The organism is Streptomyces sp. NBC_00876, assembly GCF_045207435.1.
In the GTDB taxonomy this organism is placed as follows: domain Bacteria; phylum Actinomycetota; class Actinomycetes; order Streptomycetales; family Streptomycetaceae; genus Streptomyces.
The window spans coordinates 4,980,963-4,992,084 of the sequence record NZ_CP108800.1; the positions used below are offsets into that span (position 1 = coordinate 4,980,963).

10 protein-coding genes are annotated in these 11,122 nt (G+C 71.5%); 4 read left to right on the forward strand and 6 right to left on the reverse strand.

The features are described 5' to 3' along the window. Positions 1-69 precede the first annotated feature (69 nt). Positions 70-717 (reverse strand): TetR family transcriptional regulator, encoded by a 648-nt coding sequence (locus OG782_RS21880; RefSeq protein ID WP_406453481.1) that lies wholly within the window; start codon positions 715-717, stop codon positions 70-72. 376 nt (positions 718-1,093) lie between these two features. On the opposite strand from OG782_RS21880, the gene OG782_RS21885 reads away from it, so the two are divergent. Together OG782_RS21885 and OG782_RS21890 are read left to right on the forward strand one after the other, a co-directional pair. Then, a complete protein-coding gene (locus OG782_RS21885) occupies positions 1,094-1,864 on the forward strand; it encodes a VOC family protein (RefSeq protein ID WP_406453483.1) in 771 nt (256 codons plus the stop codon). Between the two features lie 179 nt (positions 1,865-2,043). Next, entirely contained in the window at positions 2,044-4,431 is a 2,388-nt protein-coding gene (locus OG782_RS21890) for a PQQ-binding-like beta-propeller repeat protein (protein WP_406459206.1), read from the forward strand. A gap of 210 nt (positions 4,432-4,641) precedes the next feature. Here the strand turns inward: OG782_RS21890 and OG782_RS21895 are convergent, their stop codons facing one another. Then, the gene (locus OG782_RS21895) at positions 4,642-5,334 is read right to left on the reverse strand and encodes a hypothetical protein (RefSeq protein ID WP_406453485.1); all 693 of its coding nucleotides are present in this window, start codon (positions 5,332-5,334) and stop codon (positions 4,642-4,644) included. A 243-nt stretch (positions 5,335-5,577) separates the two neighbouring features. Here OG782_RS21895 and OG782_RS21900 point away from each other — a divergent pair, with 243 nt between their 5' ends. Continuing rightward, positions 5,578-6,111, forward strand: coding sequence for a hypothetical protein (locus OG782_RS21900; protein WP_406453487.1), 534 nt, complete (start codon positions 5,578-5,580; stop codon positions 6,109-6,111). A gap of 46 nt (positions 6,112-6,157) precedes the next feature. Here the strand turns inward: OG782_RS21900 and OG782_RS21905 are convergent, their stop codons facing one another. Genes OG782_RS21905 through OG782_RS21915 form a run of 3 tightly spaced genes read right to left on the reverse strand, consistent with a single transcriptional unit; the run spans position 6,158 to position 8,531 of the window. Continuing rightward, entirely contained in the window at positions 6,158-6,934 is a 777-nt protein-coding gene (locus OG782_RS21905; RefSeq protein ID WP_406453489.1) for an enoyl-CoA hydratase/isomerase family protein, read from the reverse strand. 6 nt (positions 6,935-6,940) lie between these two features. After that, positions 6,941-7,381 (reverse strand): Zn-ribbon domain-containing OB-fold protein, encoded by a 441-nt coding sequence (locus tag OG782_RS21910; protein ID WP_406453491.1) that lies wholly within the window; start codon positions 7,379-7,381, stop codon positions 6,941-6,943. A gap of 1 nt (position 7,382) precedes the next feature. Next, positions 7,383-8,531 carry a lipid-transfer protein gene (locus OG782_RS21915; RefSeq protein WP_406453493.1) on the reverse strand — a complete coding sequence of 383 codons (1,149 nt, stop codon included), beginning with the start codon at positions 8,529-8,531 and terminating at the stop codon, positions 7,383-7,385. A gap of 101 nt (positions 8,532-8,632) precedes the next feature. Here OG782_RS21915 and OG782_RS21920 point away from each other — a divergent pair, with 101 nt between their 5' ends. After that, positions 8,633-10,189, forward strand: a complete 1,557-nt coding sequence (locus tag OG782_RS21920) for a FadD3 family acyl-CoA ligase (protein ID WP_406453495.1) — start codon at positions 8,633-8,635, stop codon at positions 10,187-10,189. 522 nt (positions 10,190-10,711) lie between these two features. Here the strand turns inward: OG782_RS21920 and OG782_RS21925 are convergent. Continuing rightward, positions 10,712-10,930 (reverse strand): hypothetical protein, encoded by a 219-nt coding sequence (locus OG782_RS21925; RefSeq protein ID WP_406453497.1) that lies wholly within the window; start codon positions 10,928-10,930, stop codon positions 10,712-10,714. Between the last annotated feature and the right edge of the window lie 192 nt (positions 10,931-11,122).

Genomic DNA, 11,122 nt, shown 5'->3' on the forward strand with positions numbered 1-11,122 from the left:
GGTGAGACAGGACCTGGGGCACCCGGGATCACCGCGTGTCACCCAGTACGAGGGGGTCCGGCGCGGGCGCTACTTCGTCGGCTTCTTGCCGGTGATGCCCAGATGCACCAACAGCGCGAGGTTCGGCTTGAGTTCGGACTGCTTGACGCCCCAGGTGGTGAAGCCCTTCTGGTGCGAGGCGACCGCGGCCAGCATCGCCACCAGGGAGCCCGCCATCGCCGCGGCGCTGACGTCCTTATCGACCTTGCCCTTGGCCTGGAGCTCCTTCACCGAATCCGTAAGGGAGTTGGTGACGGAGTTGAGGATCTTCATGCGGATCTTGTAGAACCGCTTGTCGCCCTCGGCCGCACCGAGGTCGACCACGCGAAGGATCGCGTCGTTGCGCCGCCAGAAGTCGAGGAATCCCTCGACGAGTTCCTCGGCGGTCTGCCATCCCGACTTGCCGACCCAGGAGCGTCCGGCGACCAGTTCGGTCAGTCCGGCGCCCTCCTTGGCCATCTCTTCGGCGATTTCGAGGACGGCGCCCTCGACGTCGGGGAAATACTGGTAGAAGGTCGCGGGTGAAGTCCCCGCCTTCCGGGCGACGTCGATGACTTTGACGTCCCGGTACGGCGAGGAGCTGAGCATCTCGCTGAGGCAGTCGAGCAGCTTCTGCCGCGTCGCCTGTCCGCGTCGACCGGCCACGCGGCCGTCGACGGTGCGTACTTGTCCTGTCATGCCGTCAGCTTACCGACGGGTGATCGGAGCGCGATTCGGCCGACTGCAAATGGGGAGTGCCTCAGGTGCGGTGGGGGGAGTGGGTGGGTTTCGGGTGATGCGCCCGATGCGTTCCCACGGGTTCCCCACAGGTTGATTAGTGTTATCAACAGCCTGTGGACAACTTCCGTGGATAACTTTCCGTGACGACGTGGCCCGTGCACCCCTGAATCGAAAATGTGTTCGCATCGGAACGGTCGGGGCGCGTGCGGCGCGACCCCCGGCTACGTTGGGTGTGATGAGCGTCACCATCGACGGGCGTCGTCGGCGATTGAGCGTCGCCATCGATGAGCGTCACCGTCGAGTGAGCGTCACCGCTACGGAAGGATCCGGGCCCATGGCCGCATTCGCGCAGTCCGCGCCGTGCTGGGTGGATGTGCAGCTCTCCGACCTCGAGGCGGGCAAGCGCTTCTACGGTGAGCTCTTCGGCTGGACCTTCCGGGCGGGCGACGGGCCCTACGCCGACGCCCTCAGCGACGGAAAGCTCGTGGCCGCGCTCGCCGCCAAGCAGGACGGCCGCATGCCGACCGCCTGGGGCGTCTACTTCGCCACCGACGACATCACCGCGACCGTCGCCCGGATCCGCGCGGCCGGCGGCCAGGTGATCACCGACCCGGTGCGGGCCGGCCGGTCCGGGGTGCTCGCCCAGGCCGCCGACCCCGGCGGTGCGGTCTTCGGCCTCTGGCAGGCGGGTGAACGCAAGGGATTCCAGAAGCAGAACGAGCCGGGCTCCTTCTGCTGGACCGAGGTCTACACCCGGCAGAAGGACAAGGTCGACGCCTTCTACGAGGAGGTCTTCGGCTTCCGCTCCGCCGGCCCGGACGAGGCCGGCTCCGACTTCCGCATGTGGTCCCCCGCCGGCACCGAACCCGGCCCCGACACCGCGGTCGGCGGCCGCAGCGTCATCACCGACGCGTTCCCCGCCGAGATGCCCAGCTACTTCCTGAGCTACTTCGCCGTCGCGGACTGCGATGCGACGGCCGAGGCCGTCGGACGGCTCGGCGGCCGGGTCTCCGCGCCGCCCTTCGACATCCCGTACGGGCGGATGGCGGTCCTCCAGGACGACCAGGGCGCCGTGTTCGCCGTACTTCAGCCGCCGGTGTCCTGATACGGCCCGGAGTGGCCCGGGACACCCCGATCCGCCCCCGGGTTCGCAACCCGGGGCTCGGCCAGGAACAATCGGGGTGCGCACCGCCGGGTGGTGCCCAGTGATGAGACGCTGCACACGGCGGGTTTTTCGCGGACCTCTCCTCACGGAGGTCCGTACGGGGAGGTGGCAGGCAAGTGGTGGAGCAGCTGACGCAGCACGACCCGAGGCGGATCGGCCCGTTCGAGGTGCTGGGACGGCTCGGGGCCGGCGGCATGGGGCTGGTCTATCTCGCCCGGTCGGCGTCGGGCCGGCGGGTGGCGATCAAGACGGTGCGTACGGAACTGGCCGAGGACCAGCTGTTCCGGGTCCGCTTCACGCGCGAGGTGGAGGCCGCCCGCGCCGTGAGCGGCTTCTACACGGCCGCTGTGGTGGACGCCGACCCGCGCGCCGCCGTGCCCTGGCTCGCCACCGCCTATGTGCCGGCTCCCTCGCTCGAGGAAATAGTCAATGAGTGCGGGCCGATGCCGACCCAGGCGGTGCGCTGGCTGGCGGCGGGCATCGCGGAGGCGCTCCAGTCCATCCACGGGGCCAAGCTCGTCCACCGCGACATGAAGCCGTCGAACGTGCTCGTGGTCGAGGACGGCCCCCGGGTGATCGACTTCGGGATCGCGTCCGGTGTCTCCAACACCCGGCTCACCATGACGAACGTCGCCGTCGGCACGCCCGCGTACATGTCGCCCGAGCAGGCGCGGGACTCGCGCAGCGTCACGGGCGCCAGCGACATCTTCTCGCTCGGCTCGACGCTCGTCTTCGCCGCGACCGGCCATGCGCCGTTCCACGGGGCCAACCCGGTCGAGACGGTCTTCATGCTGCTGCGCGAGGGCCCCGACGTCAGCGGGCTGCCCGACGACCTGCGGCCGCTGATCGAGTCCTGCATGCAGATGGACGCGTCGATGCGGCCCACCCCCGCCGAACTTCAGGCCCAGCTCGCCCCGCACCTCTTCGCCTCCGGCGGCGACGACAGCGGTACGGCGTCCGCCTGGCTGCCCGCCGACGCCACCGCGATGATCGAGCAGCGGCGCGGCGGCGGACGTGCGGTCGCCGCCGCGACCCCGGCCGCTCCCGCGCCGGTGCCGCCCGCGCCCCAGCAGCCGCCGGGCACCGACCGGGACAGCGCGTGGCGCAGCGGCGCCGATCTGCGCCCCCCGCCCGCTCCGCCCGCCCGGGTACCCGACGCGGGCGGTCCCGTCCGGCTGTCCGGTGTGCAGGTGCCGATCGGTCCGGGGCCGCGCGCCCAGGACGTACGCGCCTCGGCGGCCGCCGGTGACGCCGGTACGGCGACCGGCTGGGTGCGCCCGCCCTCGGGGGTCAACGGCATCGCCGTCACCGCCCCGGCCGCCCCCGTACCCGCTCCGGCGCACCCGCCCGAGAGCGCGCCGCCGGGGCCGGAGCGCTGGCGGCCCTGGCGGTTCCGCATGTCGAACGATGTGTGGGGCACCCCGGTCGTCGTCGGCGACCTGCTCTACGTCACGTCCTTCGAGGTGCACGCGCTGGACATCGGCAACGGGCGGCGCCAGTTCAAGACCCGGGACGTGGCCTGGGCGATGGCCGTGGACGGCGGCCGCATCCACGCCTCCGACGGCCCGTCGCTCTACGCCCTGGACGCGGTCACCGGCAGCGAGCGGTGGCGGCTGCAGACCGATGCGTGGGTGTACTCGCTCAAGGCCGACCGCGGCACGGTCGTCACCGGGACCCGGGGCGGCGGCATCCAGGCGTGGGAGGCGTCCACCGGCGAGAAGCTCTGGGACATCACCGGCGCGCAGACGGACTTCGAGACGCCGGAGGCCGGGCCGTCCGTCCACGACGGCACGGTCTACTTCTGGCAGGACGCCCGGCTGCGGGCCGTCGACGCCCGCACCGGCACCGAGCGCTGGTCCTACCCGGTCGGCGACGCGGCCTCCTGCGGAGGGGTGCCGGTCCGGGTGACCCCGGCGCCGGACGGCTATGTGTACGTCTCCGCCGGGACCCGGGTCCTCGCGGTGGACATCGCCTCCGGCCATGTGCGCTGGCACTTCGAGTCACCGGCGGTGTTCCTCTCGCCGCCCGCCTTCGCGCCCGGCCCGGCGGTCACCGGCGGCGGGGTGTACCTCGCGGACTACCTCGGCACGGTGTACGCGCTGGACGCCTCGACCGGCAAGGACCGCTGGCGCATCGCCACGGAGTCCCGCCAGTCGATCGAGCCGGTGCTGGTGGCCGCGGGGAACGTGCACGTCGGCAGCGGCAGTGCGCTCTACACACTGGACGCGGTCACGGGCACCCCGAAGTGGCGGTTCGCCGCGGGTGGTGAGGTGGTGGGCGCTCCCGTCGTCGCCGACGGCCGCGTCCACTTCGGCTCCGCCGACCACGTCCTGTACACGCTGGACGCGGCGGGCGGCCAGCTCCGCTGGAAGCTCGCCACGGGCGGCGAGATCACGGGTTCGCCGGTGGCTCAGGGCGGCGTGGTCTACGCGTGCAGCAAGGACCGCTGCGTGTACGCGCTGGACGCGCTGAAGGGCACGGGCACGGGCAACAGGGCCCGCGCGTAGCCCTTCCCGGCCCGGGCTCTGCGCGCCCCTCCGGCCCGTCCGGCGCTTGTAGGGCCTGGCGCCCATTCCAGCCCGTCCGGCGCTTGAGGACGGAACCGGTGAGGCGGTGGCCCTGGCGCTCATTCCAGCCCGTCCGGCGCTTGAGGACGGAACCGGTGAGGTGGTGGCCGGTGCGAAGGGTTGCGGGCGCGCCCGGTCGCCGCTTCGTCCTCAATCGCCGGACGGGCTGGAATGCGGCCCCGGGCGGTCCGGGCGGTCCGGGCGGTCCGGGGCGTCCTGGACCGGGTACGTCGCGGTCGGCTCCGTGTCGCGCGGCGAACCGGACGGCGAACCCGGCGACGAACCCGGCGCAGGCCCCACGTACGGGTCCGCCTCCGGCTCCGGCCACGGGCTGGTCTGCACCGAGGGGCCCGGCTCCCGCGTGGGCGGCCACGTGTCGGGATCCGCCGACCCGGGCGGGGTGAACGGCCGCTCCAGCGGCCCGCGGTGACCTCGCCGCCCCGACATCAGCGCCGCCCCCAGCAGAAGCAGCACCCCGCCGCCCGCCGCGCCGGCCACCCCCTGCTGGAGCCCGGAACCGTCGGCCGCGATCGCCAGGCTTCCCGCCGCCTGCCCCTGACGCACCATCCACAGCACCGTGAACCCGAGCACCACCACACCCGCGAGGGCGACCAGCAGCCGGGACCGCAGCACCACGCCGACGACCGTCACGACCGCGGCGAAGACAAAGGGCAGCAGGATCGAACCGAACAGGCCGGGACGCGTCCCCGTGACGCCGTTGAACAGGTCGTCGATCCGGTAGTACCGCCCGAGGCGGCCGTCGTACCAGTTACGGAAGGGGCTCAGCACGGCGGCCGCCGCTCCTGCGAGAGCGACGATCGAGCCGAGGACGTTTCGGATCATCTCCGGACCTCCTGCGGGCGCGAGAGGCGCCGCCGGCCGGCGGCGCGCATCATCACCGCTCTCGCTCCGACGCTACGCCGGAGGTCCGGACCACGCCACCAGACGATGACGAGACCGTGACAGGGTCATGACCGGGCCGCCCGTGGGAACCGGCCATGCTGTGCGTTACGGTGTCGCGCGGTCACCCGGCAGCCGGGACGGCCCGCGGTACACACGAGACACAACACAACGGGGGCGGCATCGATGATGCGGCAGCACATAAAACTGACGGTGGTCCTGGTGGCGGTGGTACTCGCGCTCACCGGCTTCTCCAGCTCCAGCCACGGCGGCAAGAGCGGCAAGAGCCGGAAGTCCAGCAGCAGCAGCGGTGGCGGGTGCTCCAACTCGAAGAAGAGCAACGGCACGTACCACGACAACGACTACGACGATGACGACTACAGCTCGTCGGGCAGCTCCTCCGGTTCCACGTACGGGACCCCGACCCCCACCGCGACGGACGGGCCCCAGGCGTACGTCGTGCGCTGCGTGACACCCCGCAAGGGCAAGCGCAAGGCCGTCACCGCCTCCACCGTGCAGCTCAACGCGAGCGCGCTCGGCAGCCACACGTACGAGGTCGACGTGGAGTTCCTCGACGCGGTCGGCAACACCGTCGACACCGGTGTCGCCACCGTGGAGGCTGACGGCGGCGACACGAAGACGGTGTCCGTCCGGATGGCCAGCCCGAGCAGGGTGTCCCGCGTGAAGAAGTGCACGGTCACCGCCGAGCTCAGCTACTGACCGACCCCGACCCCGACCCCGGCCCCGGGCCCTTCCCGTCCGGCCTTCACCGCAGCCGGAACCCGCCGCCCCCGCCCCGCCCCCTGAACAGCTCCGCCTGCTGCTCCGGCGCCAGGTTCCCGAGCGCGATCAGGTGCGGGGCATGGGCCATCGCCTGCGCCCTCGCGGCCTCCTTGGCGGACCAGACGGCGCGTACCGTCCCCTGCACCGCGGCGGTCGGGTACGAGGCGATGACAGCCGCCGCCCGCAGCGCCGCCTCCACCGCGGCGCCGGGCGGGGTGACCTCGCTGACCAGCCCGGTCTCGTACGCCCTGCGGGCCGTGACCCGCTCGGCCGTGCCCATCAGGGACATCCGGGCGACCTCGCCGAACGGCATCCGCTGCGCCATGGAGATCGCCTCGTACGCGCTGACCATGCCGTACGTGGTGTGCGGGTCGAAGAACGTCGCCTCCTCGGACGCGATGACGAACTCGGCCTCGCCCAGCAGATAGAACGCCCCGCCGCAGGCCATCCCCTCCACGGCCGCGATCACCGGCTTCCACAGGTCGTTGGCCTTCGGCCCGATCGCGATGAGCGGATCGTCGATCGTGTACGGGGACGAGGGCTGCGGGACGTCGACGCCCCGGTCGATCCCGGTGCAGAACGCCCGGCCGCCCGCCCCGGTGACGACGACCGCCCGCACCTCGTCGTCGTACCGGAACGCCCGCCAGGCGGCGGTCAGTTCACCGGCCGTGGCGAGATCGATCGCGTTGTGTTTCTCGGGACGGTCCAGGGTGATCAGGGCCACCCCGGTCTCCTTGTCCGTCTCCGTGCGCAGCGCCATCGCCGGTCACCGTTCCAGCAGCCAGCGGACCAGGGTCACTTCGGGGGTGACGGGGCAGTAGAGCGCCTTCACCGCCGCCCCGATCCGCAGCCGTGCCGGATCGACGGAATTCAGGGGAGCGTCGGGGCCGCTGACCACATTGCCGACCAGCCGGATCTCCGGGGCGTCGGCCAGTTCGACCACGACGGCGTTGTACGGGGCCTGGGCGGCGTAGGCGGGGAGGAGGGGCGGATGCGGCAGCACGTACGACCAGATGCGGCCGCGACCGCTCATCAGCCGCCACTCGCTCTCGAACGACTGGCAGTGCGGGCAGCACGGGCGGGGCGGGAAGCGGAGCCGCCCGCAGTCCGGGCCGGTGCACGCCTGGACGCGCAGTTCTCCGCGCGCCGCGTACTCCCAGAAGGGGGCGCCGTCCTCGTCGACGACGGGCAGCAGCATCGAGTCCATGTCAACTCCTCAGCAGTACGGCGGACGTGGGGACGCCCTCGCCGGCGGTGACCAGGCAGGTCGAGGCGTCGGGAACCTGGGCGGTGGAGATGCCGCGCAGCTGCTTCACGCCCTCGTTGATGAGGTTGAAGCCGTGCACGTACCCCTCGCTGAGCCCGCCGCCGCCGGTGTTGATCGGCAGCCGCCCCCCGCTCTCCAGCGCCCCGCCCTCGGTGAACGCGGCGCCCTCGCCGCGCCCGCAGAAGCCGTACCCCTCCAGGGAGAGCGGGATGAGCGGGGTGAACGCGTCGTAGATCTGGGCCACATCGACGTCCTCGGGCCCGAAGTCGGCCTGCTTCCAAAGCTGTCGGGCGGCGGCCCAGGCCGGTCCGGTGAGCGGGTCGTCGTTCCAGTAGTTGACCATCCCGTGGTGCTGGGCGGGCAGCCCCTGGGCGACGGAGTGGACGTAGACGGGCTTCTGCCGGCAGTCGCGGGCCCGTTCGGCGGAGACGATGACGCAGGCCAGCGCCCCGTCCGTCTCCAGGCAGTTGTCGAAGAGGCAGAGCGGCTCGCTGATCCAGCGCGAGGTCATATACATGTCGCGGGTCAGCGGCCGTTCGTACATCACGGCGTCCGGGTTCTGGTTGGCCCGGTTGCGGCAGGCGAGCGCGACGTTGAACAGGTGGTCGCGGGTCGCCCCGTACTCGTGCATGTACCGCCGCGCCAGCATCCCGATCTCGTCGGCGGGCCGCAGCAGCCCGTAGGGCCGGGTCCACTGCGCGGGGGTGGGCAGCTGCACGGCGGTGTTCTTCCAGGGCCGCGGCCCCGATCCCCGCTTGCGCGACCGCCAGGCGACCCCGACGCTCGCCTGCCCGGTGGCGATCGCGGCGGCCAGGTGCGCGATCGTCGCGCAGGAGCCGCCGCCCCCGAACCCCACCTTGCTGAAGAAGGTAACGTCGCCGGCCCCGATCGACTTGGCGACCTCGACCTCGTCGGTCTCCTCCATCGTGTACGAGGCGAACGCGTCCACCTCCGACGCGGCGATACCCGCGTCGTCGAGCGCCGCGACGATGGCCCGGCAGGCCAGGGTCTTCTCGGGCTCGACCAGGTTCTTAGCGAACTTTGTCTGTCCTATACCGGCTATCGCTACGTTGTCCTTGAGCGTCGCCACCGCCACCTCCGAGGCCGTCGTGACTGCTGACAGCGGAGGAGGCTACAGCTAATCTGACGGATAGTCAGCTACTGCGGTTCCGTTCGGTGGGAGGGCACGAGATGCGCGGCGACGAGGAATGGTCCACCGTCCCGAATCTGGTACGGGCGGCAGCCGTACGGTACGGCGACCGGGAGGCGGTGGTCGAGGGCCGCACCCGCCTCACGTACACCGAACTCGGCGAACGCGTGGAGCGGGCCGCCGCCGCGTGCATGGCCTCGGGGGTGGAGGCGGGGGACCGGGTCGCGGTCTGGGCGCCCAACACCCTGGACTGGATCGTCTCCGCGCTCGGGGCGGTGACGGCCGGCGCGGTCCTGGTCCCGCTCAACACACGCTTCAAGGGCACGGAGGCGGCGTACGTCCTGGAACAGAGCCGCGCGAAGCTGCTCTTCATCACGGGCACCTTCCTCGGTACGTCGTACGTGGCGTCGCTGCGCCGCGCGGAGGCCGAACTCCCGCACCTGGAGAAGGTGGTGGTGCTCGCCGACTCCGCCCCCGACGACTACGTCACCTGGAAGGACTTCCTGGCGTCGGGGGATCCGATATCCGCCGAGCAGGTACGGATACGGGCCGACGCCATTCCCGCCGCCGCCCCCTCCGACATCATCTACACCTCGGGCACCACGGGCCGTCCCAAGGGCGCGGTCATCAGCCACACCCAGACCCTGCGCTGCTACGCGATCTGGAGCGAGCTGGCGGGCCTGCGCGAGGGCGACCGCTACCTCATCGTGAACCCGTTCTTCCACACCTTCGGCTACAAGGCGGGCATCATCGCCTGCCTGATGCGGGGCGCGACGATGGTCCCGCAGCCGGTCTTCAACGTGGACACGGTCCTCGCCAACATCGCCGCCGAACGCATCTCGGTCCTGCCCGGCCCGCCCACCCTCCACCAGTCCCTCCTGGACCACCCGGCCCGCACCACCCACGACCTCTCCGCCCTCCGCCTCGTCGTGACGGGCGCGGCGGTCGTCCCCCTCCAGCTGGTGAACCGCCTGCGCACCGAACTGGGCATCGCCACGGTCCTGACCGCCTACGGCCTCTCCGAGGCGAGCGGCATCGTCACGATGTGCCGCCGCGGCGACCCGGCGGAGGTGATCGCCTCCACCTCGGGCCGGGCGATCCCCGGCACGGAACTCCGCGTCCTGGCCGCCCCCGGCACCCAGGGCGAGATCATGGTCCGCGGCTTCAACGTGATGAGCGGCTACTTCGAGGATCCGGAGACCACGGCCGCCACGATCACCTCGGACGGCTGGCTGCACACCGGTGACGTGGGCATCCTCGACGAGGACGGCAACCTCCGGATCACGGACCGGATCAAGGACATGTTCATCGTCGGCGGCTTCAACGCCTACCCCGCGGAGATCGAACAGCTCCTCGGCCTGCACCCGGACGTGGCCGACGTCGCGGTGATCGGCATCCCCGATCCCCGCCTCGGCGAGGTCGGCAAGGCCTACGCGGTACGCCGGCCGGGCGCGACGGTGACGGCGGACGACCTGATCGCCTGGTCCCGGCGCGAGATGGCGAACTACAAGGTGCCGAGGGCGGTGGAGTTCGTGACGGAGCTCCCGCGCAACGCGAGCGGCAAGGTGGTGAAGGGGGAGCTGCGGGGGCGGGGGTAGGGGGCGCCGATAGTCACTCCATGGGGTGAGGTCACCAAGGACATCGCCGACGAGGCGATCCGCCTGCTGCGGTCCACCGGCCTGCACGGCCACAAGTACGCCATCGACGCGGCCCTCCCGGTGATCGCGGGGCGGCAGCGGACGGGTTCGACCACTACGCCCGACATCGCCCAGTCCCAGAGGGGCTGCCTGATCTTGCAGGGGCCGGGTGGTGGTGTTCACCTCGGACGAGGACGGCATGGGCAAGCTGTGCGGGGCGGGGATTCAGGTCCGCGGGTTGCAGGGGTACGGGAGAGGGGCCCGAGCCGGGTGGCTCGGGCCCCTCTCCTTGCTTGCTGCGGTGTCACATCAGGACACGTGGGAATCCTGCCGAGTTGCCCTTCCGGACACGGACGTGCAGCGGCCGCGACGGCTCCCCCTCCGCGCCGCCGCGGCCGCTCCCCCTACCCCCGTATCCCCCGTATCCCCCGTATCCCCCGTATCCCCCGTGCCCCCCTTACCCCCGCGCCCCCGTCGCGTGGCTCAGCGTGGATCTGCGCCGGTCATGTGGCTGTCCAGCGGCTTGATCTCGGGCTCGGTGGTCATGTGGCTGTCCAGCGGCTTGACCTTGGGCTCGGTGGTCATGTGGCTGTCCAGCGGCTTGATCTCGGGTTCGTCCGTCATGTGGCTGTCCGCAGGCTTGACGCCGCCCGTGGCGCCGGACTTCGGTGTGGGCACCTGGATCTTCTTGTCGTCGCTCATGCTGTGAACTCCGTTGCTGGATGCATGGATGGTCGGCAAAGCCCGTCCGGCTGCTCCCCCGTGGGCTGCCGGACGGGCTGTTCAGAGCCGTTCACCTTAGTGCGCGGTTCCACTGTCGACTCGTCTGCCCCCCGACGCGACGCATCGACAGGTACGAGACTGCCGGGCGGTGATAAACGAACGATGAACGCA